General features: G+C 37.6%; 23 protein-coding genes. 4 read left to right on the top strand and 19 right to left on the bottom strand.

Annotated elements, in window-relative coordinates; translation table 11 throughout:
- Nucleotides 1-5 precede the first annotated feature (5 nt).
- The 3 genes from GOQ16_RS03470 (at nucleotide 6) to GOQ16_RS03460 (ending at nucleotide 4,606) form a co-directional block, all read left to right on the top strand.
- Nucleotides 6-1,130 (top strand): cytochrome-c peroxidase, encoded by a 1,125-nt coding sequence (locus GOQ16_RS03470; protein ID WP_160067934.1) that lies wholly within the window; start codon nucleotides 6-8, stop codon nucleotides 1,128-1,130.
- Nucleotides 1,131-1,273: 143 nt separating this feature from the next.
- Nucleotides 1,274-4,072 carry an excinuclease ABC subunit UvrA gene (gene uvrA / locus GOQ16_RS03465; RefSeq protein WP_160067932.1) on the top strand — a complete coding sequence of 933 codons (2,799 nt, stop codon included), beginning with the start codon at nucleotides 1,274-1,276 and terminating at the stop codon, nucleotides 4,070-4,072.
- Between the two features lie 93 nt (nucleotides 4,073-4,165).
- A complete protein-coding gene (locus GOQ16_RS03460; protein WP_160067930.1) occupies nucleotides 4,166-4,606 on the top strand; it encodes an RrF2 family transcriptional regulator in 441 nt (146 codons plus the stop codon).
- A gap of 81 nt (nucleotides 4,607-4,687) precedes the next feature.
- On the opposite strand, the gene dcd is transcribed toward GOQ16_RS03460, so the two are convergent.
- Nucleotides 4,688-5,224: a dCTP deaminase gene (gene dcd / locus GOQ16_RS03455; protein WP_149914840.1), complete on the bottom strand. Its 537-nt coding sequence runs from the start codon at nucleotides 5,222-5,224 to the stop codon at nucleotides 4,688-4,690.
- A 122-nt stretch (nucleotides 5,225-5,346) separates the two neighbouring features.
- On the opposite strand from dcd, the gene GOQ16_RS03450 reads away from it, so the two are divergent.
- A complete protein-coding gene (locus GOQ16_RS03450) occupies nucleotides 5,347-5,985 on the top strand; it encodes a 4'-phosphopantetheinyl transferase family protein (RefSeq protein ID WP_160067928.1) in 639 nt (212 codons plus the stop codon).
- Here GOQ16_RS03450 and GOQ16_RS03445 read toward each other — a convergent pair whose 3' ends face one another.
- The 18 genes from GOQ16_RS03445 to GOQ16_RS03360 all read right to left on the bottom strand — a co-directional run bounded on the left by GOQ16_RS03445 (nucleotide 5,986) and on the right by GOQ16_RS03360 (nucleotide 25,236).
- Nucleotides 5,986-7,032, bottom strand: coding sequence for an AI-2E family transporter (locus tag GOQ16_RS03445; protein WP_160067926.1), 1,047 nt, complete (start codon nucleotides 7,030-7,032; stop codon nucleotides 5,986-5,988). It lies immediately after the preceding gene.
- A gap of 32 nt (nucleotides 7,033-7,064) precedes the next feature.
- On the bottom strand, nucleotides 7,065-7,844 hold the full coding sequence (locus tag GOQ16_RS03440; protein ID WP_160067924.1) for an enoyl-CoA hydratase-related protein: 780 nt from the start codon (nucleotides 7,842-7,844) through the stop codon (nucleotides 7,065-7,067).
- A 3-nt stretch (nucleotides 7,845-7,847) separates the two neighbouring features.
- Nucleotides 7,848-10,370: a DUF5686 family protein gene (locus tag GOQ16_RS03435; protein ID WP_160067922.1), complete on the bottom strand. Its 2,523-nt coding sequence runs from the start codon at nucleotides 10,368-10,370 to the stop codon at nucleotides 7,848-7,850.
- Between the two features lie 107 nt (nucleotides 10,371-10,477).
- A complete protein-coding gene (locus tag GOQ16_RS03430) occupies nucleotides 10,478-11,863 on the bottom strand; it encodes an NADH-quinone oxidoreductase subunit N (protein ID WP_160067920.1) in 1,386 nt (461 codons plus the stop codon).
- A gap of 25 nt (nucleotides 11,864-11,888) precedes the next feature.
- Nucleotides 11,889-13,334: a complex I subunit 4 family protein gene (locus GOQ16_RS03425; protein ID WP_160067918.1), complete on the bottom strand. Its 1,446-nt coding sequence runs from the start codon at nucleotides 13,332-13,334 to the stop codon at nucleotides 11,889-11,891.
- 24 nt (nucleotides 13,335-13,358) lie between these two features.
- Nucleotides 13,359-15,278 (bottom strand): NADH-quinone oxidoreductase subunit L, encoded by a 1,920-nt coding sequence (nuoL, locus tag GOQ16_RS03420; RefSeq protein ID WP_160067916.1) that lies wholly within the window; start codon nucleotides 15,276-15,278, stop codon nucleotides 13,359-13,361.
- 20 nt (nucleotides 15,279-15,298) lie between these two features.
- Nucleotides 15,299-15,628, bottom strand: coding sequence for an NADH-quinone oxidoreductase subunit NuoK (nuoK, locus tag GOQ16_RS03415; RefSeq protein ID WP_160067914.1), 330 nt, complete (start codon nucleotides 15,626-15,628; stop codon nucleotides 15,299-15,301).
- On the bottom strand, nucleotides 15,628-16,125 hold the full coding sequence (locus GOQ16_RS03410) for an NADH-quinone oxidoreductase subunit J family protein (protein WP_149914788.1): 498 nt from the start codon (nucleotides 16,123-16,125) through the stop codon (nucleotides 15,628-15,630). The genes nuoK and GOQ16_RS03410 overlap by 1 nt, the downstream gene beginning before the upstream one ends.
- A gap of 5 nt (nucleotides 16,126-16,130) precedes the next feature.
- Complete coding sequence (locus tag GOQ16_RS03405) at nucleotides 16,131-16,649, bottom strand: NuoI/complex I 23 kDa subunit family protein (RefSeq protein WP_160067912.1); 519 nt, start codon at nucleotides 16,647-16,649, stop codon at nucleotides 16,131-16,133.
- A gap of 8 nt (nucleotides 16,650-16,657) precedes the next feature.
- A complete protein-coding gene (nuoH, locus tag GOQ16_RS03400) occupies nucleotides 16,658-17,698 on the bottom strand; it encodes an NADH-quinone oxidoreductase subunit NuoH (protein ID WP_160067910.1) in 1,041 nt (346 codons plus the stop codon).
- Nucleotides 17,699-17,704: 6 nt separating this feature from the next.
- On the bottom strand, nucleotides 17,705-18,721 hold the full coding sequence (locus tag GOQ16_RS03395; RefSeq protein ID WP_160067908.1) for an NADH-quinone oxidoreductase subunit G: 1,017 nt from the start codon (nucleotides 18,719-18,721) through the stop codon (nucleotides 17,705-17,707).
- Nucleotides 18,722-18,739: 18 nt separating this feature from the next.
- Nucleotides 18,740-20,095 (bottom strand): NADH-quinone oxidoreductase subunit NuoF, encoded by a 1,356-nt coding sequence (gene nuoF / locus GOQ16_RS03390; protein WP_160067906.1) that lies wholly within the window; start codon nucleotides 20,093-20,095, stop codon nucleotides 18,740-18,742.
- 5 nt (nucleotides 20,096-20,100) lie between these two features.
- Complete coding sequence (locus tag GOQ16_RS03385; protein ID WP_160067904.1) at nucleotides 20,101-20,625, bottom strand: NADH-quinone oxidoreductase subunit NuoE family protein; 525 nt, start codon at nucleotides 20,623-20,625, stop codon at nucleotides 20,101-20,103.
- Entirely contained in the window at nucleotides 20,618-21,853 is a 1,236-nt protein-coding gene (locus tag GOQ16_RS03380) for an NADH-quinone oxidoreductase subunit D (protein WP_192922502.1), read from the bottom strand. The genes GOQ16_RS03385 and GOQ16_RS03380 overlap by 8 nt, the downstream gene beginning before the upstream one ends.
- A 15-nt stretch (nucleotides 21,854-21,868) precedes the next feature.
- Entirely contained in the window at nucleotides 21,869-22,372 is a 504-nt protein-coding gene (locus GOQ16_RS03375; RefSeq protein WP_160067902.1) for an NADH-quinone oxidoreductase subunit C, read from the bottom strand.
- Entirely contained in the window at nucleotides 22,365-22,919 is a 555-nt protein-coding gene (locus GOQ16_RS03370; RefSeq protein ID WP_149914795.1) for an NADH-quinone oxidoreductase subunit B, read from the bottom strand. The genes GOQ16_RS03375 and GOQ16_RS03370 overlap by 8 nt, the downstream gene beginning before the upstream one ends.
- A 91-nt stretch (nucleotides 22,920-23,010) precedes the next feature.
- Complete coding sequence (locus GOQ16_RS03365) at nucleotides 23,011-23,391, bottom strand: NADH-quinone oxidoreductase subunit A (RefSeq protein ID WP_160067900.1); 381 nt, start codon at nucleotides 23,389-23,391, stop codon at nucleotides 23,011-23,013.
- Nucleotides 23,392-23,499: 108 nt separating this feature from the next.
- Nucleotides 23,500-25,236 carry a tetratricopeptide repeat protein gene (locus GOQ16_RS03360; RefSeq protein ID WP_240140953.1) on the bottom strand — a complete coding sequence of 579 codons (1,737 nt, stop codon included), beginning with the start codon at nucleotides 25,234-25,236 and terminating at the stop codon, nucleotides 23,500-23,502.
- Between the last annotated feature and the right edge of the window lie 13 nt (nucleotides 25,237-25,249).

Raw genomic sequence — 25,249 nt, 5'->3', positions numbered from 1 at the left:
TAGCGATGAAAAAATTAGGTGCAGTATTGAGTTTATGTGGAGTTGTCGTAGCAGCTGTGGTTTTCATGAGTAATAAATCGATAGATGACTTACGCACACTATACAGTCGACCAATCTCCGAATGGCCAAAACCGACTATTGATTCGGGTGTGCTTTGGTCAGAATTTAAGTCTTTACCAAAGATAGATACCAGTTACTTTAGTTTGATGGAGCGACCTGATATCAAATTGGGTAAATTACTATTCTTTGATCCTCTGCTATCTGGCTCTAATCAAATTTCTTGTAGCTCTTGTCACAATCCGCAAACATCTTGGGGCGATCATTTGACCGTTCCGGTAGGGCATGATCATCAAGTAGGAACGCGCAATACCATTTCATTGTTGAATGTGCATGCGCGCAAAAGCTTATTTTGGGATGGTCGGGCAAAAACATTGGAAGAGCAAGCCTTATTCCCAATAGAAGCGCATCACGAAATGGCGATGGAATTGACTAAATTAATTCCAAAATTAAAAGCTATCCCAGGCTACCGCAAATTATTCGAAGAAGCATTCGGAGAGGAAGATTTTTCCATGCCTGAAGTCATGAAAGCTTTAGCCGCATTTCAACGTACACTAACTAGTAGACGTAGTCGTTTTGATGAATTTTTGGATGGTAAGTATACTGCAATGACGGATCAAGAAATTCAAGGTATGCACCTTTTCCGCACAAAGGCTAGGTGTATGAATTGCCATAATGGGGAATTTTTGACGGATGAAGATTTTCACAATATCGGATTAACGTATTACAAAAGAAAATACGAAGATTTAGGTCGTTATGAAGTCACTAAAAATCCAGCCGACGTTGGGAAATTCCGCACGCCTTCTTTGCGTGATGTGATGAATACAGCACCTTGGATGCACAACGGATTATTCGAAGATATTATAGGACTGTTGAATTTGTATAACAGCGGTATGATTATGAATAATCCCAAAACAGCAGAACAACATGCCGATCCTATGTTCCCAAGAACAGATCCGTTATTGAAAAAATTGGATCTAACGAAAGAAGAAATTCAAGCTATTGCAGCCTTTTTGCAAGCAACAACAGCTACAAAATATAGAATGAATAGACCTGAATCTTTACCACGCTAAAAAAAACTCTTACAAGACTATACAAACCAGATGAACCAAAAGTCATCTGGTTTTTTTCTTACTAAAGAAAATCAATACAATATATCCAATCATTTACTTTGATTTAACTTTCAACTTCTTAGAAATGATTAACTTTGTCAGTTATGCAAAAAAACAAGGATTTTAATCCCAAATCATATATCTTAATCAAAGGTGCGCGCGTCAATAACCTTAAAAATATTGATGTCGAAATACCGAAAAACAAGTTAGTCGTGATCACTGGCATGTCGGGTTCTGGAAAATCTTCCTTAGCTTTTGACACCTTATATGCCGAAGGACAACGTCGTTATGTGGAAAGTCTATCTTCCTATGCACGTCAGTTCATGGGACGTATGAATAAGCCTGAAGTAGATTACATCAAGGGAATTGCACCTGCTATTGCCATCGAGCAAAAGGTTATTACGTCAAATCCACGTTCTACAGTTGGTACTTCTACAGAGATTTATGATTATTTAAAACTCCTTTTTGCACGTGTCGGAAAAACCTATTCCCCTATTTCGGGTCAATTGGTAACTAAAGACTCCATTTCGAATATTGTTGATACCATCACAGCGCATGAGTTAGACAGCACAATAACGATATATAGTCCGCTGATTTCGACAAATGACCGTAAACTGAAAGAAGAATTATCTATTCTTCTTCAAAAAGGTTTTGTACGTATCCTATTTCAGGACAGCATCCAAAAGATTGAAAGTATTATTGAAGACAAATCCATTTCCAATAAAAACTTTAAAACGGGCGATGTACGTATTGTTATAGATCGCATCAAATTAGATGGTGAAGAAGAAACAGCTTCTCGCCTAGCAGACTCGTTGCAAACAGCTTATTTTGAAGGAAAAGGTGAATGCTATGTAGATATTAATGGCGAAGTTCATCATTTTTCGGAGAAATTTGAATTGGATGGCATGACATTCGACGAGCCTTCTCCCAACTTTTTCAGCTTCAATAATCCATATGGAGCCTGCCGAAGATGTGAAGGTTACGGGAAAATAATTGGTATCGATCCAGACTTGGTCGTGCCTGATAAGAGTAAATCTGTATACGATGGCGCAATAGCACCTTGGCGTGGTGAGAAAATGGGGGTATGGCTAGAAGCATTGGTGCGTACAGCACTCAAATTTGACTTCCCTATTCATCGTGCCTATGCAGACTTAACTCCTCAACAGCAAGAATTATTATGGACGGGAAATAAACATTTTCGCGGTCTGAATGAGTTTTTTACAGAACTCGAAGAACAAACATATAAAATTCAATACCGCGTAATGCTATCTCGTTATCGCGGTAAGACGGATTGTCCAGAATGTAAAGGCACGCGTCTGCGTAAAGATGCAGCTTATGTCAAAATAAATGGAAGGTCTATTTTAGATTTGGTTTTGTTGCCAATAGATCAGCTTTTGGAGGTGTTCAAAAATCTAGAATTAGACAGCAATGAACAAATCATTGCCAAACGTTTATTGACTGAAATTACAAATCGTATTCAGTTTTTGTGTGATGTAGGTTTAAGTTATTTGACGTTGAATCGCTTAAGCAACACGCTTTCGGGCGGTGAATCACAACGCATCAACTTAGCTACTTCTTTAGGAAGTTCGCTTGTCGGCTCTATCTATGTATTGGATGAGCCTAGTATTGGTCTCCACCCGAAGGATACCAATCGTCTTATCGGAGTTCTGAAATCACTACGCGATATTGGCAACACGGTTATTGTCGTGGAACATGAGCAAGAGATGATGGAAGCAGCTGATTATTTAATTGATATTGGTCCAGAAGCGGGAATCAATGGAGGTAAATTGGTGTTCGCGGGAAATTATAAAGAAATCGTTAAGGATAAGCATTCCTTAACAGGAAAATATTTGAGCGGTGAACTCGAGATTGCTGTTCCAAAATCTCGTCGCAAATGGACGGATAAAATCACCATTCAAGGTGCGCGAGAAAACAATTTGAATGGAATAACTGTGGACTTTCCGTTGAACGTCTTTACAGTTGTCACAGGTGTTTCCGGTTCAGGAAAAACATCACTTGTTAAAAGAGTGCTTTATCCTGCTTTGCAAAAGACGATGGGTAATTATTCGGGCGAGCAAACGGGTCAATTTGATGGAATCGATGGCGATATCTCGCAAATCGAACAAGTCGAATTGGTCGATCAGAATCCAATTGGACGCTCTTCACGTTCTAATCCGGTGACTTATGTCAAGGCTTGGGACGAAATTCGCTCTTTGTATTCTGGATTGCCTGCCGCTAAAGCTAATGGCTTAAAACCAGCTGCATTCTCATTCAATATCGAAGGCGGACGTTGTGATGTATGTCAAGGTGATGGCGAAGTGAAGATTGAAATGCAGTTCATGGCGGATATTGTGTTGCCTTGTGAAGCATGTGGCGGAAAACGATTTAAACCACATGTGTTGGATGTAACGTACAAAGAAAAATCTGTTTCGGACATTTTGGATTTAAGTATCGACGAAGCTTTAGAGTTTTTCGTGGATCAGCCAAAAGTTTTAGCAAAATTAAGACCGTTGCAAGATGTTGGATTGGGCTATGTAAAATTGGGTCAATCCTCAAGCACATTATCGGGTGGAGAAGCCCAACGCATTAAATTAGCTTCCTTCTTAATAAAGGGAAATAACAGTAAAAAGACCTTGTTTATTTTTGATGAACCAACCACAGGGTTACATTTTCACGATATTCAAAAACTTTTGCGTTCATTTAATGACCTTATTGCCCTAGGAAATAGTATATTAGTGATTGAGCATAATATGGACATGATCAAATCCGCAGATTGGGTGATTGATATTGGTCCTGAAGGCGGTCAACGCGGCGGTAACGTTGTGTTCACTGGACTTCCAGAAGATTTAATAAAATGCGAGGAAAGTTTTACAGGTGCATACCTAAAAAACCACCTCAAATAGCATCCATTAGTCGAACCGAGGAAGTTTATAGAAGAAGTTTAAAGGCAATAAAAGAATTAAAATTTGTATTTTTGAGGGAAAAATCACATACTTATGATTTCTAAAAAGACAAAATACGCCATTAAGGCATTAATGGTTCTGGGGAGAAACTATGGAAAAGAGCCGATGCAAATTATCAAAATTGCAGAAGAAGAGCGTATTCCAAAAAAGTTTCTTGAGCAGATCTTATTAGAAATGCGTAATGCGGGAATTTTGTACTCTAAAAAAGGAGCTGGCGGTGGCTACAGTCTGAACAAAGCACCTGAAGATATTTTCTTATCTCAGGTTATGCGTCTTATTGACGGCCCTATCGCTCTATTGCCTTGTGTGAGCTTGAATTTCTACCGTTCATGTGACGAGTGTACAGAAGAGCATGCTTGTGGTATTCGTGATACTTTTGTAGATGTGCGCAATGCGATGTTGCAAATATTAAACGATACAAGTATTGCTTCATTAATCAATAAAGAAAAAGAATTAGGCTTTGGTTTAGACTAATATTCATAAAACATTTAACGTAAAATGCCCTTGAAAAATTTTTCAAGGGCATTTTATATTTATAGGAACTGCTTCTGGAAATTAGAAAGCATTCTTCCACATCATACTTTCGACAGGACGAATAGTTTTGTTATTGTATTTCGCGTTACCTTTGCTGTTGTACAAGGTTTCAATATCACCTTCTACGACAAAATAAATCAACTGTCCGATTGGCATACCAGCGTATACACGCACAGGTTGAGCTACCGAAATTTCTAATGTCCACGTATTACAGAAACCGACATCCCCTTTTCCGGCTGTCGCATGAATGTCTATTCCTAGACGACCTGTACTTGATTTACCTTCTAAAAATGGTACATGACCATGCGTCTCCGTATATTCTAAAGTCACTCCCAGATATAATTTGCCAGGCTCCAATACATACCCTTCAGCAGGAATCTCAAAATGTGCTATCTCATTATGCTTTTTAGCATCTAGAACAGCGTCTTTATAGCAGGCTAAGTATTTTCCTAAGTGTACATCATATGAGTTTGTACCCAGGCATTTTCGGTCAAAAGGCTCAATTACAATGCTACCACTTTCTATTTCTTCAAGAATTCTTTTATCGGATAAAATCATACGGATCAATATTACATTGGCAATAAACCAAATAGGTTTCAAAAATACAGTATTAAGCGTACCGAAACAAATCAAATGGCTGTGATATGAAAGAATTATTGCCATAATGTGTACATTTGACTATGGCGCTAGTATATCTTAGAGAACTGAATAATCAAACCAAATTTGCCATTTGGAAGATAGAAGAAACGGCAGAGGAATTGTTGAGCAAACTGCAATTAGACGATGCTGAACAAGAGAAATTGCGTCACCTAAGTAAGGGGAAGCGAACACTACATTGGCTAGCGACACGTGTATTGTTGCGCTATTTGCTTCAGACCAATGAATATATTCACTGTCCATCAGATAGTAACGGCAAACCTTACTTGCCCGATTATCCCTACAAAATATCTTTAACTCATTCTTTTGAATATGCTGGAGTAATGCTGAGTACGCAAGGCGATTGCGGTATGGATTTAGAATTGGTGATGGATAAAGTTTTGCGTATCAAAGAGAAATTCCTCAAACCCGAGGAATTAGCTTTTATTAATCCTGAAAACGAAATATTACAGTTATATGCCTGCTGGTGCGCCAAAGAAGCAGTGTATAAATTGCAAGGAAACAAAGGCGTTTCCTTTTTGGATGACATGACTATAAAAACTTTTAATTACAAGCCCCAAGGTGTTATGTTATTGGATTTGACAAAAGATAACCAAACCGTAACTTACGAAGTTTATTACGAGCAATTTCAAAATTACATGCTAGGTTATGCTGTAGAATAGCTATTGAAGACTATCCTCCAGCATTTGCTTCTTGAGTGCTAGTCTTTTGTTTGCTTTGTAAATCTTTACCGCAATCAAAAAATAGGAAAGCAAGAGAGGTCCATATACCAACCCCATCAATCCAAATAGAGGAATACCAATTACGACCCCTACTACCGTGATTATTGGATGGATATCCCCAACTTTTTTGGCAATAACTAAACGCAATACATTATCAATATTAATAACTAACCCAAACCCCCAGATTAGTAACCCTACCCCTTGCCACGTCATTCCTTGAGAAATCAGAATAACTGAGGCTGGCACAAATATTAAAGGCGGCCCCAGTAACGGGATAAAGGATAGAATAGCGCAGATCACGCCCCAGAAAAATCCATCGTTGGCACCGAAAATCCAAAAACCCAACGCAAGACAAGCCCCTTGCACTATAGCAATAAAGGTCTGTCCTATAATATTAGAATACGTAATATTTTTTAATTCCTCCCCAAATGTCACCGCATTTTCTTCATCAAATGGCATGTAATGCACGAAACTGTTTTCAAATCCTTTATAATTAATAAATAAGAAGTACAGAATAAAATACATAACCGAAACCTCGAGGAATACATTTGCAGCACCTCCTAACACAATAGTCAATAAACCACCCAAATAGGCCGCACTAGACTCCAATTGCTCTTTAATCACATCGGGTTTCCCAACTAAATCCCCAACAAAATTATTGATAGCCTCAACAAGTCGGGTTAGCCATTCTGGATTATTTTTCAGCTCCAATGCCTTATTTACAAGCATAGCGCCGATACCCGCAAAAGGCAAAACTATAATTAGTAAAGAAAGAATTATGATAAAAACGGAAGATAATGGACGTGGCCAGCGCCATTTTTCAATTAAGAATATATTTAGATTTCTAAAAAGAGCGTACATTACAAATGTACCCAAAAAAGCACCGTAAATACCTTTCATAGCGTACAAAAGGATACCACCGAGTACCAGAACGATGATTAAAATTATAATATTTCGTTCTTTCTGTGAAAAAACAGGGTTATTCATAAGTGTTGGGATTTATGAATAACAACAAACGATTAAAAGTTTGGTTTGCGTTTCTCTAAAAATGCTGTAACACCTTCTTTCATTTCCGCCGAACCAAAACTTTTGCCAAATAATTCAATTTCTTTCTCAAAACCTTGCTCTGTATTCATAAGACCAGTGTTAACAGCTTCGATCGCTGCCGCAATAGCCTTAGAAGAACGTGTATAAGTACGTTCCAATACTGCACTAGCTTTGGCTAAAAGTTCACTTTGTGTCGCTACGATATGATTTACCAATCCCCACTTAAGGGCTTCTACAGCCTCGATCATATCACCTGTTAGAATCATTTCCAATGCCTTCCCCCTGCCGACCAACTGCGTCAAACGCTGTGTACCACCATAGCCAGGAATTATGCCCAAAGACACTTCTGGTAAACCTACTTTAGCTGTTTCTACTGCAATTCGCATATGGCACGCCAATGCGACTTCTAACCCTCCACCCAATGCGAAACCATTTATAGCAGCTATTATAGGCTTTGGAAAATTCGCAATTTTGTTCATAACATTCTCGTGTCCAGATCGTGATAGCTCACTTGCTTCGGATACATTTAGATTCAAAAATTCTTTAATATCTGCTCCTGCAACAAAAGCCTTTTCACCCTTTCCCGTCAGGATTACCCCCCGAACGCTGTTATCGTGCAAAATATCATCCAGTACGTCTGATAATTCTCCAAGAGTTTGAGAATTCAATGCATTCAACTTGTCCTCTCTATTGATTGTGATAACTATAGTTTTACCTTGATTTTCGACAAGGATGTTTTCATAAGTAGCCATATATTAAAAACTAAAATGTAATGATGCACGAAATCTCTCTCTAATCGGTTCTTTGATTTCATTGTAAGTCATCCGCACATAGTATTGAACGCGCAACACACGGAAAATATTATCCAATCCCACATATCCCTCCCAATAAGGCTCTTTAGTCATGACATTGGTCATGATTTTACCTTCTTTGTCTCGATCAAAATAAACTACATCTGCACTGAGGTAAGGATTATTTTTTGTAGATAAATCTCCCCAAAACATGCGCGCACCAAAAATCTCACGTAATTTCAATTTCTTAACCAAAGGAATTTTATTTAGTAAAAAACCATTCAACCTATGATTATAACTAAGTTTCATGTATTGATCTGCTATGAATTCCATTGAATTCACACGCTCATAAGAAATGGAATGGCGATCTTTTTGCTCTTGGATATTTGGCATTTCTAATAAAGGATAAGGCAGCGTTCCCCAGATTTTACCAACTGAGACCGTCACGTCCCCAAAACCCAATTGATTTAAAAATAATCTTTTGGACGCTGAAAACCGTAGTGCATCGTAATCATAATCTCCACCTAAAAACCCATCCAAACCTTTATTATACTGTAGACTAAATACAGGATATTTTTCAACAATAGTACTCCGCTTCAAATTACGGTAATAAAACTTTTCATTAGGAGCCCATCTTAATACAACCTGAAGATCAGATGTATTAATGTTTTTTAAAAACTGATTAGAATCAGAAGAGAGAGCAAACTTTAAATCCCCCACAGGACTACGTCTTTGTAAAGTCATCATGGACGATACACTCAAATGATTACCAAACTCTATTACGTGTCCCAATCTATACCCATCAGTTTGCATAAATTTGGTAGGTCGATTAGATCTAAAACTTCGAAAGAAACTATCTCCCTTTAGAAAACCCAATCCTTTACCTGGTTCAAATATATCGTGCTGAATAGATCCTTCAATATAATGTGCGGGGAATGTGGTAACAGCTTTACCGTTCAATGAAATGGCTGTGCGCAAATTATATTTCAAAGCTTCATCCCTTACTCCATAAGCCAAGTAACCTTCCAAATACATTTTCTCTGAAAATTCTGCAGTTGTGCGCCCCCCCAACCGTATGCGATTTCCCTCAACATCATTTTGATGATACAAATATTCTAAGGGTCCCAACTCGAATTTTCCTAAATTAAAATAGCCTTGGGAAAAAAGATAACCCATGGCCATCATCGTCCGAAATGAAGAAAGGTTGTTTAAACTATCGATATTCTTGTACGTTGCACTTTCTGCAGAATTAAGGGGCACAGGTCTATTTGAAGCCAAATTAGATCTTTCTACCATTCTTTTTTCTACTGGAGCACCTGTAAAAATATTCTCTCCAGCTCTATGTTGCAAATCGTATTTTTGATTTACACTAAAACGATTTCCAAATATTGCATCCTTACTGCCACGACCAAACAATACCGTTACCTCAGAAGTATCTTGTAACATCATGCCAGATTGATCTTTGAAATAAGACAAACGTAGATGCAAATCATTCACCCAGGTCACATTAGCCTTCTCATCCAGCTGCATGTCGACATACTTTACAGCATAACGACCATCCATTGAAATAGATAACTCTCCCTTAAACAATAAATCTGTAGGGTTACGAGGTTCAAATTCAAGGCGCACAAAAAAGTCCTTTTCTGTACGTACAGTATCTTTTACATAATACTTATAATATGTTTTAGCATTACTTGCTATCGGACTAAGAAACTGCTTATTAATAAAATAAATACTTTCTTCGTAAATATCAATTGGTTGAAACATATATTCCATGAAGGACTCAATGTTTGCATTATTGATATAACGCGGATCAAACTTTGTTTTTTGCTCCGCTTTAATGATCTTTTTTGTTTTTGATGGAGATTGTTTTACATAATTATCCGACAAAGATTCTTGCATGAAAATGCTTAATGCCTCTTTATCATCCACCACAGAACTGTCTATGTTAGTATAAAAAAATGCTAAATTTTTAGTTCCACGTCCGAAAACAGTTTTGGGATCCATAAGCCCAAACTTGATCTTATCATAGGATTCGTAGTATAAGCTATCTTTCTTTTCTAGCTTATTCAACGAGCGATTTCTTATTACAAGATCAATTAATTCGGTGGCAGGGTTTCTATTATTATATTTTCTTTTTCTATTGATTTCAACAGCATCGATTAAAAAACTTTTAGGCTCAAGAGAAATTTCTAAATAATTCACAAATGAATCTATTTCCACTGATTTATCCGAATATCCAAGAGCTGAAACAACAATTTCCCTTGTGCCTTTTTCAAGAGTCAATAAAAATTCACCTGTTTTAGTAGTCGCTGTTCCAGTTTTATTTTCTGGTGATTTAATACTGGCCGTAGTAATGGGAAATTTAGTTGAGGCATCAAGTACTTTACCTCTAATACGTACCTGTCCCTCTACAGTCAAAACTGAAACTAGCAAAATGAGGGCAGCATAAATAAATCGTATCAGATAGTAATTCGCTCTTTTCATACGTGTTGAGGCTCAATTATAAAGATACAATTTGTGCGTAAAGTTCAAAATTATTCTAATTAAAAAGCTCTTCGATGAAGAGCTTTTTAATCATATTTTAATTTAATTTATAGCAACGATATGATACAATCGGGATATACCCCAATTAAAATAGTTAGTAATAAAGTAACTACGAGCACAATATTAAAGCTTGTCGGCACAGCAACAGTATCATCTCCTTTAATACTTGGATAAAAATACATATGAACAACCACGCGCAAATAGTAATAAATACCTATTGCGGCATTTACTACCGCCAACACGAGCAAAATAATATGGTAATCTGCCATCGCCCCTCGGAACAACATGAATTTACCAATAAAACCTGCTGTCAAAGGAATTCCTGCAAGTGACAACATAGCTACCGTAATAACTAAAGCCAACAATGGATTTGATTTCCCTAACCCATCAAAAGCAACAAACTGATCTGAACCGTGACTTCTTTTCACCAATATTAATCCTGCAAATGCAGCAACAGAAGCTAATGAGTAAGCCAACCCATAAGTCAAAATACTGGAATCTGCATTAGCACCCAGAGCAATAATTGCAAATAACATATATCCCGCATGTGAAATACTTGAATAAGCTAACATACGCTTAAAACTCGTCTGAAGCAATGCTGTAATATTTCCGATGAATAATGTTATTACGATAATGATTAAAAGTATAGGTGTCCAAAAATCTTGCAAAGGCGAGAACACATAGCTAAACAATTTCATGAAGCCTGCAAATGATGCCACTTTTACCACTGTACTCATATACGTAGTTATCAGAATTGGCGCACCATCATACACATCCGGAGTCCAAAAATGAAATGGGGCAGCACCTACTTTAAACAATAAGCCGACCAACAACAATAAAATTCCTCCATAAAATAATGGTGATACAGCTGCCGGATTAGAGATTAAATAATTCTTAACGCCTGTAATATCAAATGTGCCAGTTGCTCCATATAGCAATGTGATACCGAAAAGCAAAAACCCTGTCGAAAAAGCCCCCATTAAAAAATACTTTAAGGCTGCTTCATTCGATGCAAAATCTGTTTTACGAATGCCTACCAAAATATATAACGCAACGGACATCACTTCTATTCCAATGAATAACATCGCAAAATTGTGGTACGAACAGACCATCAACGCCCCTGTAAGTGAGAACAGTATCAAGCAGTAATATTCCGCAACATTATTGCTAATAGCCCGGAAATACTCCTTGCTTAACAATAAAATAAGTCCAGTAATAACGATACAAAGTATAGAAAAGGCTAAGGCAAAATTATCAAATAAGACCATGCCATTATAGATAGGATTTTCACCCTTATTCCAAGACGCTATTTCGAAACCTAATGCCGCAACTAATCCCAATAAGGTGACAGGCAACAATAAGGATTTCGCTTTATATAAGCCCAAATATAAAACCAGAATTCCCAAAAGTGACAGTGTAATAATCGCACCCATAAATGATTGTGTATTTTGACTTATTTTAAATTTTTACTGACTGAATTAATTGTGCTACCGAGGCTTCTGATAATTTCAATAAGCTATTCGGAAATACACCTAAAGCAATTACCAACGCACTAACGATCAGCAATACAAGCACTTCTGCACCTCTTGCATCTGTTACTTTTACGTAATTGCTATCTAAAGATCCCAACATCGTTTTTTGGAATAATCGCAACATATATACAGCACCAAAAATCAAGGTTAGACCTGCAAATGCAGCGTACCAAATATTCATACTATATAATGATTTTAACAACAAGAATTCGCCAATAAAACCATTGGTCAATGGCAATCCTACTGCGCCCATCATGATGATAACAAAGAAAATAGCCAGTTTTGGCATATTATACGCAAGACCACCTAATTCACTTAATGTAATAGTGCCCGTGCGCGATTTGATAATATCTAAAACCAAGAATAGCCCGATAACACTAATACCATGATTTACCATTTGTAATACTGCCCCCTGTAGCCCTTCCTGATTCCATGCAAAAATACCTGCTGTGATCAAACCCACGTGAGCAATTGAAGAATATGCGATAAGACGCTTTGCATTTTGCTGCTTGAAAGCAATGATTGAAGCATAGACGACACCAATAATACATAGCACCAAAGCAATTTTGCCGTAGGCATTCGTCCCAAACGGAACAATTGGAATCAACCAGCGAATAACACCATAGGTACCCATCTTTAACATGATACCTGCTAACAACATTGTACCTGCTGTAGGCGCATTTGTATACGTATCCGGTTGCCAAGTATGAAAAGGAAAAACAGGAATCTTTATGGCGAAAGCGATGAAGAAAGCCCAAAATAACCAACGTTGCGCATATTCACTCAAATCCAATGCAACAAAAGAACTCCATTCGTAATCTTTATTTGGTGTTTGTTGACCTAAATAAAGAATCGCAATCAACATCAATAAACTTCCGAAGAAGGTGTAGATAAAGAATTTCAAATTGACTTTAATTCGATCCCCAACTCCCCACAGTGCACAGATAAAATAAATTGGAATCAATGCTGCTTCCCAGCCTACATAAAATGTGAAAGCATCAAGCGCAGTAAATACCAACAATAATCCAGCATGCATAAAGCTTGCAAGCGCATAAAAACTGTGTTTATATTCTTTGTTAAATGTCGATAGTATAATTAAAGGAAAAAGTCCATTTGTTAATAAGACCAACGGCAAACTAATTCCATCTAATCCGATATGAAAACGAATATTCAAACTTGAAATCCAATCGAATGATTGCTCAAACTGCACAGATGCGTCCGGCACAAAAGTACACAAGAAAGGAATCGTTAATACAACTTGAACGAGAGACAATACTAGCGCAATCCACTTCGCAGTGGAAGATGACTTTGCGAATGCCAACAAAATAGCACTTGCAACAGGTAGTAATAGCAGTATAAAAAGGTTATTCATTGATTATCTTCTATTTCAAATCTATTAAATATTCAAAAGACCATACAGCATAATCGCCGCTACACCGAGCACAATCATAAAGATATAAAACCCGACATAGCCACTTTGTAATTGACGAATACCACGTCCTGAAGCACTGATAAAATCAGCTACACCATGTACAACACCATCTATAGCAGATTTGTCAACGACTTTATAAAATACTTTGGATAATGCGTTCAACGGTTTTACAAATAAAGCATTGTACAATTCGTCAACATAAAATTTATTGTAAGACAATTTATATAATGTCCCTTGCGCTACACCATCAGCTTGCGGTACATCTGCTTTCTTCACATACTTATGATACGCCAACACCGCCATCACTATTGCTGCAACAGCTGATACCGCCATTAGAACATATTCTGTATTGTGATCCAAATGAACTTCTGGTACGCGTGAATTGCTGTAAGCAAATATTGGACTTAAGAAATTCGCTAACCAATGACCGCCTCCCAAAGCAGATGGAATATTTATTATACCACCCAATACAGAGAGAATTGCCAAAATAATTAATGGAATAGTCATTTGTGCTGGTGACTCATGCAAGTGATGTTCTTGCTCGTGTGTGCCTCTAAATTTGCCAAAGAATGTCAGAAACAACATTCTAAACATATAGAAAGCCGTAAATAATGCCCCTACAAATCCCAATCCCCATAGAAACGGACTAGATTCAAATGTAAATGCCAAAATTTCGTCTTTGGAGAAAAAGCCTGAAAGTGGAGGAATACCAGCGATTGCAATGGTTCCTAACAACATTGTCACATACGTAACTGGTAAATGCTTCTTTAGTCCACCCATCTTGCGCATATCTTGCTCATGATGCATCGCATGGATTACCGAACCAGCACCCAAGAATAATAATGCTTTGAAAAAGGCGTGTGTCATTACATGAAAAAACGCTCCTGTGAATGCACCAACACCCAAAGCCAAAAACATATAGCCTAATTGCGAAACTGTTGAGTATGCCAACACCTTCTTAATATCATTTTGAGTTACTGCAATAAATGCCGCAATCAAAGCTGTCGCCACACCTATACCTGCAATAATTTGCATAGTCAAAGGCGATAAGGTAAACAAAATATTCGAACGGATAATCATGTAGATACCCGCTGTTACCATCGTAGCAGCGTGAATCAACGCCGAAACTGGCGTAGGTCCAGCCATCGCATCAGGCAACCACGTAAACAATGGAATCTGCGCTGACTTACCCGTTGCAGCGATAAACAGTAACAAAGTAATCAATAGTAAAGTCGCATCTCCAATTGGAAATTGAGAAGCTTGAGCAAATACATCAGCATATTCTAATGTTCCAAAAGTGGCAATAATAGCAAATACAGCAATTAAGAAACCTAAATCACCAATTCTATTCATTACAAAAGCTTTCTTTGCCGCGCTTGCGTATGATGAATTTTTATACCAAAATCCTATTAACAAATACGAACAAAGCCCTACTCCTTCCCATCCGATAAACATTATTAGGTAATTTGAACCCAATACCAATAAAAGCATGAAGAAGATAAACAAGTTTAAATACGAGAAGAATCTACCGAAAGACTCATCCTCATACATATAACTATAGGAATACAAATGAATCAAAAAACCAATCCCTGTTACAATAAGAAGCATTAACGCACTTAAAGGATCAAGCAAGAATGAAAAACTTAGATCAAATCCACCCACAGAAATCCACTCAAACAAGTGAAACACTGTAGTCCCATCTTCACCTGCACTGCGTGCTTGAAACACTTGTAAAAATAGTATGCAGCTTAATAAGAAGGAGCCTAACACAGCACCACATCCCACTAAACCTACTACGAATTTCGAAAAATTATACTGCCCTAGTCCATTAATTATAAAACCTAATAAAGGTATCAACGGTATCAGCCAGATTAGTTCCATCATATAATTTAGGTTTTACTCTTTTACCAACGTAATTTACTCAACGACTCTATATCTACAGATTTTGTATTTCTGTAAACCATAATAACAATAGCCAACCCGACAGCAACTTCTGCCGCCGCCAAAGCCATAACGAAAAACACAAACACTTGACCACTTGCATCGCCATAATAAGCTGAAAACGCAGCCAATAATAAGTTCACAGAGTTCAACATCAATTCTATCGACATCATAATGATTATGACATTACGACGAATCAACACACCAACTACACCAATAGCAAATATTACACTACAGAAAATCAAATAATGATTTAATGGAATGCCTTGTATATTTTGAATAATATCTCCCATTATCCTTGTTTCGTTTCTTTTTTAGCTAATAATATGGCGCCGACCATCGCTGTCAACAACAGTATAGAGGACAATTCAAATGGCAACAAAAACTCATCAAACAATACTTTACCTAAGTTTTTTACCAATCCGACATCGGTATTACCCGTTACAAATTCCGTTTGACCTTCCAACACACGAAATGCACCTAAGAAAGTCGCCAACAGACACATGCCTGCAATTGCACCCATCACTTTCACAACGGTGGATTTCATGGGTTCCGTATCTTTATTGAGATTCAGCAACATCAATACAAATAGAAATAACACCATAATGGCTCCCATGTATACGATAAAATTCACAACAGCCAGAAATTGTGCATTCAATAAGATATAGTGAATCGTAAACGTGAAAAACGTAATAACTAAATAGAGCACACTATGTACTGGATTCTTTGTGAAGATGGTCATCAACGCAAAGAAAATGGACAAAAATGCTACAAAATAAAATATACCCATTATGCTTACCCGTTTACATTAAGTTTTGTAATATCAAATTTTGGTTCGACCAACTTATCTTTACCATAAATAAAATCCTTACGCAAATAATCCGCTGTCACATGTGGCCCATCCAAATAAATCGCTTCTTTTGGACACGCTTCTTCACACAATCCACAGAATATACAACGCAACATATTGATTTCATATACTGCTGCGTATTTCTCCTCACGGTATAAGTGCTTTTCATCCTTTGTGCGTTCTGCCGCTGTCATCGTGATAGCTTCAGCAGGGCAAGATAATGCGCACAATCCACACGCTGTACAACGCTCTCTACCTTGCTCATCACGCTTCAAAGAATGCTGTCCTCTAAAGTTTTTTGAATAAGGTCTGATTTCTTCAGGATATTTTATAGTAGGTATCTTCTTGAAAAAATGTCGCAAAGTAATAGAAAGTCCTTTCACAATAGCCGGCAAATACATGCGTTCCCATATATTCATTGGCTTTTGCTCGATGACTTTTTTTCGATTAGTTAATGATTGCATATCCCGACTTATTGAAAGTAAGTATCCTTAATTAATGTTATCACACCTGTCAATACAATATTGGCAATAGCCAATGGAATCAAAATTTTCCAACCCAGATTCATCAATTGGTCATAACGGAAACGTGGTAATGTCCAACGAATCCACATGAAGAAGAAGATGAAACCAAATATTTTTAAGAAAAAGACAAGTACGCCTATTATTGTTATCCAGTTTTCGGACAAGCCCAAGTCATACATAAACGGGAAATTGTAACCTCCGAAATACAATGCCGCCATCAAAGCTGATGACACAAACATATTGATGTATTCCGAAAACATGTAAAGACCTAATTTCATCGAAGAATATTCGGTATGATAACCTCCGACCAATTCGGTTTCACATTCTGGTAAGTCAAAAGGAACACGATTACACTCCGCAAAAGCACAAGTAATAAAGATCAAAAATCCTAAAGGTTGTACAAAAATATTCCAATTCACAAAACCAGACTGCTTTGCTACAATTTCGCCCAATTGAAGAGATTCAGTTACCATTAATAAAGCAATTAATGCTAATCCCATCCCGATTTCGTACGAAATACTTTGTGATGCAGCACGAATCGCACCCATTAAGGAGAACTTATTATTTGAAGCCCATCCACCAAGCATAATCCCATAAACACCCAATGCAATAACACCAAAAACGTACAATACGCCGATATTGACATCAGCCACTTGCAGTGGAATGCTCTTGCCATCGATAACCAGATTTTGTCCCCAAGGAATTACAGCCGAACTGATACAAGCCGTAATAATCGCAATGACAGGACCTAGTATAAATAAGCTTTTGTGCGCGCCTGCAGGAATTATTTCTTCTTTGAAAAAGAATTTACCACCATCACATAATGGTTGTAAAATCCCAAAAATACCTGCCCGATCTGGACCATGACGATCTTGCATGAAACCCGCAATCTTACGTTCGGCAAGTGTAGAATACATCGCGATCACCAAAGTAACGGTGAATACAATGACTACAAGTATAAGTTTCTCTAATATAAAAGCGACTTCCATCGAAAATTATTTTAAACGTTCTGTTCTTTGCAATTGCTCCGCATTTGCAAGTTTCAATTTTTCATCCTCTTTAATTACTGCTGGAAGATGAAATTTCTCATAGTGGTTAGCACCAATCACCGATTCTTTTTCCACATCAGTAGGATGTTCCAACACCCAATCCGATGTGTTTTTCGTATCAAAGCGACAAGTATTACAGATAAAATCTTCTACTTCCCCAAATTCATCCTTACGACCAGTTACACGCAACACCTCTTCCCCTTTGTACCAAAGCGTTACTTTACCCGAACAAGTTGGGCAATCACGATGCGCATCAACTGGTTTTGTAAACCAAACTCTATTTTTAAAACGGAAAGTTTTATCTGTCAATGCCCCAACTGGACAAACATCAATCACATTTCCAATAAAATCGTGGTCTAAAGCTTTTTCAATGTGCGTTGTAATTTCAGAATGATCACCACGATACAGAATTCCATGCTCACGCTTTTCTGTCAATTGATTCGCAACATATACACAACGGTAACAAAGGATACAACGATTCATATGCAATTGAATCTTATCACCTAAATCTACACGCTCGAATGTACGACGTTCAAACTCATAACGTGTGCCTTCAGAACCGTGCTCATAACCCAAATCCTGCAACTTACACTCACCAGCTTGATCACAAATTGGACAATCCAAGGGATGATTTATTAAAAGAATTTCAACAACCCCTTTACGCGCTTCTTCTACTTCTGGAGATGTGATATTTTGCACTTCCATACCATCCATTACAGTTGTACGGCACGAAGCGACAAGCTTTGGCATCGGACGAGGATCTTTCTCCGAACCTTTAGAAACTTTAACTAAACAAGTGCGGCATTTTCCTCCAGAACCTTCTAGCTTAGAATAATAACACATCGCAGGAGGAACAATGTCACCTCCAATCTGACGTGCAGCATTCAATATCGTTGTTCCCGGAGCGACTTCTACCGGAATACCATCTATTGTGACTTTAAAATTTACAACTTCGTCTGCCATCGTATCTGCTTCTAATATCTATTGAACTATGGTTTCCAAAGGATCAGCATAATGCACCAAACCATAATTACGTGTCTGCGATTCTTGTGGATTCAACACATGCCATTCAAATTCATCTCGAAAATGTCTTATTGCTGCCGCAACAGGCCATGCCGCCGCGTCGCCCAATGGACAAATCGTATTTCCTTCGATCTTACGTTGAATATCCCACAACAAGTCTATATCTTCCATGGTCCCGTGACCATATTCTATTTTATGCAAAACTTTTTCCATCCAGCCCGTTCCTTCACGACATGGTGAACATTGCCCACAACTCTCATGATGATAGAATCTGGCGAAATTCCAAGTATTGCGTACTATACATTGATCTTCGTCGAAAACAATAAAACCACCAGAACCCATCATTGATCCTGTTTGGAATCCACCATCGGCTAATGACTCATAAGTCATCAAACGCGGATTGCCTGCTGCTGTTTTCGTAATTAAATTTGCTGGTAGAATCGGAACTGAAGAACCTCCTGCTACTAATGCTTTCAGTCTTTTGCCATTGGCAATACCACCACAATATTCATCCGAATAAATAAACTCTTCTACTGGTACACCCAATTCGATTTCATACACACCCGGTTTATTGATGTTACCAGAAGCCGAAATCAATTTCGTTCCTGTACTACGCTCAATACCAATTTTAGCATACTCTTCACCACCATCATTCACAATCGGCACGACTGCAGCAATGGATTCAACATTATTCACCACCGTAGGACAACCATATAAACCTGCTATCGCAGGAAAAGGCGGTTTAATACGCGGATTTCCACGCTTACCTTCCAATGATTCCAATAAAGCGGTTTCTTCACCGCAGATGTAAGCACCACCACCTGGCTGCACGTATATTTCTAAATTATAGCCTGTACCTAAAATATTATTCCCTAAAAACCCTGCTGCCTTAGCTTCTTCAATAGCTTTCTCGAGAATACGAATTTGTGGCATCATCTCACCACGAACATAGATATACGAAGTATGCGCACCTAAGGCATAACTCGATACAATCATTCCTTCCACCAAAGCGTGTGGAATATGCGTCATCAAGTAACGGTCTTTGAATGTTCCTGGCTCTGATTCATCCGCATTACAGACCAAATAACGTGGAACACCTTCTGGCTTAGCCAAAAAGCTCCATTTCATTCCTGTTGGGAATCCTGCTCCACCACGACCACGTAATCCTGATTTCTTAACCTCTTCGACAACATCATCTGACGACATTGTTTTCAAAGCTTTTTCTACAGCTCGGTATCCCCCCTTTTGACGATATACGGCAAAAGTGTTGATTCCCGGCTCATTTATATGCTCTAATAATAATTTACGTCCCATAATGATTATGCCTCTTTAGCTTTATTACGTAAAGTATCAATCAATTTATCGACACTATCTTCCGTTAAATTCTCATAAAAAGTATATTCTGGACCAATCTGTAATACTGGACCATAACCACAAGCAGCCAAACATTCAACACCACGCCATGAAAACAATCCATCTGCTGTTACTTCCCCTTCTTTCACACCCAAACGTTGCTCGATGTGATCCATGATTTTTTCTGCTCCAACCAAGCAACAAGGTCCTGTTCGACATACTTCTAACGCAAACTTTCCTTGGGGCTTTAAAAAATACATGGTATAAAAAGTGGCGACTTCATATACTTCAATAGGCTGAATCTGCAAAAAAGCAGCAACTTTGTCCATTGCATCAGTACTTAGCCAGCCATATTCAGCTTGCACTAAATGTAGTATTGGCAGCAATGCAGACTTCTGCTTACCTGCAGGATAACGACTCACCACCTCCTCAAACTTGGCTAAAAGTGAGGTAGAAAATTCTACAGGAAGGTTTTCTTGTACACTAAGCATCTAATTCTCCAGCTATTATGTTTAAACTACTCATGTTTAAAATTGCATCCGAAATCAACATACCTGCACTCATCGGCGCAAACATTTGATAATTGATAAATGAAGGTCTTCTAAAGTGAAGTCTATATGGCGTACGACCGCCATCATGGATTAAATAAAATCCCAACTCACCGTTAGCACCTTCTACCGAATGATAAACTTCAGATTTCGGAGTCTCCCATTCACCCATTACAATCTTGAAATGGTAAATAAGTGCCTCCATATTATTGTAGACTTGTTCTTTAGGTGGAAGATAAAACTCTGGAACATCCGCGTGGAATATACCAGCTGGTTCTTTCGCTATCTTGTCTAATGCTTGTCTGATTATCTTTAAAGACTCGCGCATCTCAGCGTTACGAACCATAAAACGATCATACACGTCTCCGTTCGTTCCTACCGGAACTTCAAAGTCAAATTCATCATAGGAGCAATATGGGGACACGATACGCACATCATAATCAACACCCGTAGCTCTTAGAATCGGACCAGACCAACTGTAATCTAAAGCCTCTTCAGCAGTAACAGCGGCTACACAAGCAGTTCGTTCTATAAATATTCTATTTCGAACAAATAATTCCTCAAACTCACTCAATACAGGAGGAAATCTTTCCAAGAACTCTTCTATTTTCTTAAAGGCAACGTCATTAAAGTCTCTTTCGAAACCACCAATTCGACCAATATTTGTCGTCAAACGTGCGCCACAGATTTCTTCATAAATCTCGTAGATAAATTCACGCTCCTGCATGACATACAAGAATCCTGAAAATGCACCTGTATCCACCCCCAAAATACCATTGCAAATAATATGATCAGCTATACGCGCCAATTCCATCACAATCACACGCATATATTGTACTCGCTTAGGAATTTCTATGTCCAAAAGCTTTTCTACGGTCATATGCCAACCCATATTATTAATAGGAGAAGAGCAATAATTAAGACGGTCGGTTAATGGCGTAATTTGATAAAAAGGACGGCGCTCGGCTATCTTTTCAAAAGCCCGATGAATATAACCTATTGTTGAAACTCCACTGACAATACGCTCCCCATCAATTTGAACAACATTTTGGAATACACCATGTGTAGCAGGATGCGTAGGACCTATATTTAGGGTGATTAATTCGTCTTGTGGATCGTTATCCTCAAAAACAGGTTTATTCGGTGATATTTTGGTAATCGGATTGCTCATCTACGTAAATTCAAGTTATCGGCCAAAATAAAAATCTTTCTTATCCACTTTATTCGGATCTTCTAATGGGTATTCTTTGCGCATCGGAAATACTTCCAATTCATCCATGTTAAGTATTCGACGTAAATCTGGATGACCTTCGAATATTATTCCATAGAAATCATATGTCTCCCTTTCCATCCAATTAGCACCATTCCATAATGTCGTTGCAGTTGGAATAGTAGGTTTTTTTCCTTCCAAAAACACCTTTATACGAATTCGAAAATTTTGAAAAAGATTATGAAGATGATAAACCACAGCAAAAGGCTTCGCCTGATTAGGATAATGCACAGCTGTAATATCTGTCAGATAATTGAATCTAAATGATTCCTCATTTTTTAAATAAGAAAGCACTTCAATAATAGATTCTGCAGATGTAGAAATAGTCAAAAGTCCATGCGGCTCACCAATGATTTCCACTGTTTCACCAAACTTCTCACTTAAATTTTCTACTATATATTGGTTGGTTAATCTATCCATTGTCTGTTACTATTCCATATTTTTCCAACAATGCCTTGTATTCAGGGGTATTTCTTCTGTTCAACGACTCGTTTTTAACGATGTCTTGCAATTTTAACACACCATCTAGGATCGCTTCTGGTCTCGGTGGGCATCCCGGCACATATACATCTACAGGAATTATTTCATCTATCCCCTGCAACACCGAATATGTATCAAAAATTCCACCACTAGAAGCACAGGCTCCTACCGCAATAACCCAACGAGGCTCTGCCATTTGCAGATACACTTGCTTCAATACTGGAGCCATTTTTTTCGCTATAGTCCCCATCACCAAAAGCATATCCGCTTGACGAGGCGAAAAACTTGGTCGCTCGGCACCAAATCGTGCTAAATCATATGTCGAACCCATTGTCGCCATAAACTCAATCCCACAACAAGAAGTGGCAAAGGGTAATGGCCATAAGGAATTTGCTCGAGCTAATCCAATCGCTTTATCTAAAGTAGTGGCAAAAAATCCGGCTCCTTCCACTCCTGGAGGCGCCTCCGCTAAGGTGATCTTGCTCATAATACAGTTATTCTTTCCTCGGTTTATACAGTTCTCAATTTAATATTTTTATTCCTTAAATTGAATAAAGGAATGTTATTTAGAATCTTTCTTAATCCCAATTAAGTGCTTTTTTCTTAATTACATAGATGAAGCCTAACAGCAGCATACCCATGAAAATAAACATCTCGATTAAACCTTGAAATCCAAATTCCCTAAAATTCACAGCCCAAGGATACATGAAGATTACCTCAACGTCGAAAATTACAAACAATATAGCAACAAGGAAATATTTAATAGAAAAGGGTTGTCTTGCGTTACCTACAACTTCTACTCCAGATTCAAAAGCAGTTAGTTTGTTTTCTGTACGGACTTTTGGACCTATTAGGTGAGTACCAATAATTGTTGTGATCCCAAAACCTGCAGCAACAATTAATTGAATTAGTATCGGCAAATAATCAACAGGCAGATTCTGACCTTGCAAATTTTCCATAATAAAAGTTTAGTTCTTAGTTGTATGAAACAAATATAGAACTTTTATTAAAAAATAAAAGGGCAAACTGAATTCAGTTTGCCCTTTTAAAAGAAAATATTAAAAATCTTACAATACGTCTTTCAACGCTTCTAAATATTGTGTCGCAACTTCATCATTTGGAGATAGCGCAATCGCTTTCTTAAATAAATCACCTGCTTGTTTATAATCTTCTTTTAAGATATAGTAATATCCGATTACGTTGTAAACATCAGTTAACTTAACAACATCATCTTCAGTCAATTGCTCACCAGCAGCTTGCTTATCTGTAAGAACTTTAGCTAACTGATTAAACGATTCTAAATATAAACCTTTGTGCAATTCTGGTTGCTCTGGATCGATTACATCTAAATTATAGTTACTGTATCCTTTAATGTATAATGCAGGAACTTTATACTCAGCAGCTGCTGAATCTGTAGAATTAATTACCACATCTAAACCCTTGATTGCATCATTGAATTCTTTAGTTGCATCTTCTCCAGCTTCTTTCTTCTTATTACCTGCACGGAAGTTAGCATCACCTACTAAGTAATTAGCTTCGTAATACCAAGGCTCTCCCTTTTGAGATGCAGGCACATTGAAGATTGCTGCAGCAGCTTCAAAGTTTGATGCATTAAACGCATTTCTACCGTAACCATCAACCTCATTAATTAATTCTTTATCCAATTCTAAAGCTTTTCCTAAATACTGAAGACCTTTAGCTTTATCACCAGCTTCAATATTTGCAAAACCACCGAACAAATAATCAATAGCAATTAAGCGGCTTTCTTCAGCGTTAGCAAATAATTTATCGAAATAACCTACCGCTTTAGCTGCATCTTTATCTTGGTTGATAGAGATCAATCCCAAATAACGGTATACTTTAGCATCAACACCTGGTACATTTTCCAACTGAAGAGCTACGGTTTTTAACTCATCATATTTTTGACCAAATACCAAGAAATCTGCATAACGAACTAAAGCATCTGATGATTTATCACCTGTAACTTCCAAATATTTTTTATAGCTATCTACAGCTTTAGCAACTTGCGCCTCGTATGCTGCCTTTTCTTCATCCGTATTATCTGGTAAACGTTTGGCAATTTGCAATTCGGTCTCCGCAATCTCACGATAAACAGGACCATACGTTGGGTATTCTGCTGCAATCGAATTATATGATTCTAAAGCTGCATCGAATGCAAATGCACGACGAGTAATTAACGCTTGTTGTACTTTAGCTTTTACTAAATTTGGATTGATATTCAATGCATCACGGTAGCTGATATATGATTGACTATTTTCGCCTAATCCTAAATATGCATCTCCTAACGACACTGGGATTAATGCATCCTTAGCATTTTTAGCTTTAGCTTGAGATAAATAATCTACAGCCTTAGCATAATCAGGCTTAGGTGCATCTACGTAAGCTTTACCAATGTAATATAGTGGTAAATAATCTTTTTTACCCAATGCAGAAGTTGCTTGTGTAAACTTTTGTTCTGCAGCAGATACGTTATTTTTTTGTAAATCAACAATACCTAAACCAACATTATTTAACGCTTCTTTTGGAGCATTTGTTAATCCATTATTAAATGCTAACGCTGCTGAATCTAACTTATCATTAACCAAGTATACCTGACCTAAGTAGAAGTGATTAAGACCATCTTTAGGTTTTTTCGCAACTAAATTTTGTAAGATACCTTTAGCTTTATCGTATTGCTCTGCATCAATCGCTGCTTGCGCATCTTTTAAACTTTGAGCACTAGCAGTGCTTGCTAAAGCGCCTGCTGCTAATAAACTCAAAAACAATTTACTTTTTGTCATCATTCTATTTATGTTT

It is taken from the genome of Sphingobacterium bovisgrunnientis (assembly GCF_009829085.1).
Classification (GTDB): Bacteria; Bacteroidota; Bacteroidia; order Sphingobacteriales; family Sphingobacteriaceae; genus Sphingobacterium; species Sphingobacterium bovisgrunnientis.
The sequence above is the reverse complement of the archived record's forward strand: the minus strand, read 5'-3'. Positions and strand labels throughout refer to the sequence as shown.

What these genes read in the sequence shown, in the direction of transcription:
- GOQ16_RS03425 (WP_160067918.1), bottom strand. Translation starts at nt 13,334, where the DNA reads ATGAATAACCTTTTTATACTGCTATTACTACCTGTTGCAAGTGCTATT.
- GOQ16_RS03405 (WP_160067912.1), bottom strand. Translation starts at nt 16,649, where the DNA reads ATGCAATCATTAACTAATCGAAAAAAAGTCATCGAGCAAAAGCCAATG.
- GOQ16_RS03395 (WP_160067908.1), bottom strand. Translation starts at nt 18,721, where the DNA reads ATGGCAGACGAAGTTGTAAATTTTAAAGTCACAATAGATGGTATTCCG.
- nuoK (WP_160067914.1), bottom strand. Translation starts at nt 15,628, where the DNA reads ATGGGAGATATTATTCAAAATATACAAGGCATTCCATTAAATCATTAT.
- GOQ16_RS03460 (WP_160067930.1), top strand. Translation starts at nt 4,166, where the DNA reads ATGATTTCTAAAAAGACAAAATACGCCATTAAGGCATTAATGGTTCTG.
- GOQ16_RS03445 (WP_160067926.1), bottom strand. Translation starts at nt 7,032, where the DNA reads ATGAATAACCCTGTTTTTTCACAGAAAGAACGAAATATTATAATTTTA.
- GOQ16_RS03410 (WP_149914788.1), bottom strand. Translation starts at nt 16,125, where the DNA reads ATGGGTATATTTTATTTTGTAGCATTTTTGTCCATTTTCTTTGCGTTG.
- GOQ16_RS03430 (WP_160067920.1), bottom strand. Translation starts at nt 11,863, where the DNA reads ATGGGTGCGATTATTACACTGTCACTTTTGGGAATTCTGGTTTTATAT.
- uvrA (WP_160067932.1), top strand. Translation starts at nt 1,274, where the DNA reads ATGCAAAAAAACAAGGATTTTAATCCCAAATCATATATCTTAATCAAA.
- nuoH (WP_160067910.1), bottom strand. Translation starts at nt 17,698, where the DNA reads ATGGAAGTCGCTTTTATATTAGAGAAACTTATACTTGTAGTCATTGTA.
- GOQ16_RS03380 (WP_192922502.1), bottom strand. Translation starts at nt 21,853, where the DNA reads ATGAGCAATCCGATTACCAAAATATCACCGAATAAACCTGTTTTTGAG.
- GOQ16_RS03360 (WP_240140953.1), bottom strand. Translation starts at nt 25,236, where the DNA reads ATGATGACAAAAAGTAAATTGTTTTTGAGTTTATTAGCAGCAGGCGCT.
- GOQ16_RS03470 (WP_160067934.1), top strand. Translation starts at nt 6, where the DNA reads ATGAAAAAATTAGGTGCAGTATTGAGTTTATGTGGAGTTGTCGTAGCA.
- GOQ16_RS03370 (WP_149914795.1), bottom strand. Translation starts at nt 22,919, where the DNA reads ATGAGCAAGATCACCTTAGCGGAGGCGCCTCCAGGAGTGGAAGGAGCC.
- GOQ16_RS03450 (WP_160067928.1), top strand. Translation starts at nt 5,347, where the DNA reads ATGGCGCTAGTATATCTTAGAGAACTGAATAATCAAACCAAATTTGCC.
- GOQ16_RS03375 (WP_160067902.1), bottom strand. Translation starts at nt 22,372, where the DNA reads ATGGATAGATTAACCAACCAATATATAGTAGAAAATTTAAGTGAGAAG.
- GOQ16_RS03385 (WP_160067904.1), bottom strand. Translation starts at nt 20,625, where the DNA reads ATGCTTAGTGTACAAGAAAACCTTCCTGTAGAATTTTCTACCTCACTT.
- nuoF (WP_160067906.1), bottom strand. Translation starts at nt 20,095, where the DNA reads ATGGGACGTAAATTATTATTAGAGCATATAAATGAGCCGGGAATCAAC.
- GOQ16_RS03435 (WP_160067922.1), bottom strand. Translation starts at nt 10,370, where the DNA reads ATGAAAAGAGCGAATTACTATCTGATACGATTTATTTATGCTGCCCTC.
- GOQ16_RS03365 (WP_160067900.1), bottom strand. Translation starts at nt 23,391, where the DNA reads ATGGAAAATTTGCAAGGTCAGAATCTGCCTGTTGATTATTTGCCGATA.
- nuoL (WP_160067916.1), bottom strand. Translation starts at nt 15,278, where the DNA reads ATGATGGAACTAATCTGGCTGATACCGTTGATACCTTTATTAGGTTTT.
- dcd (WP_149914840.1), bottom strand. Translation starts at nt 5,224, where the DNA reads ATGATTTTATCCGATAAAAGAATTCTTGAAGAAATAGAAAGTGGTAGC.
- GOQ16_RS03440 (WP_160067924.1), bottom strand. Translation starts at nt 7,844, where the DNA reads ATGGCTACTTATGAAAACATCCTTGTCGAAAATCAAGGTAAAACTATA.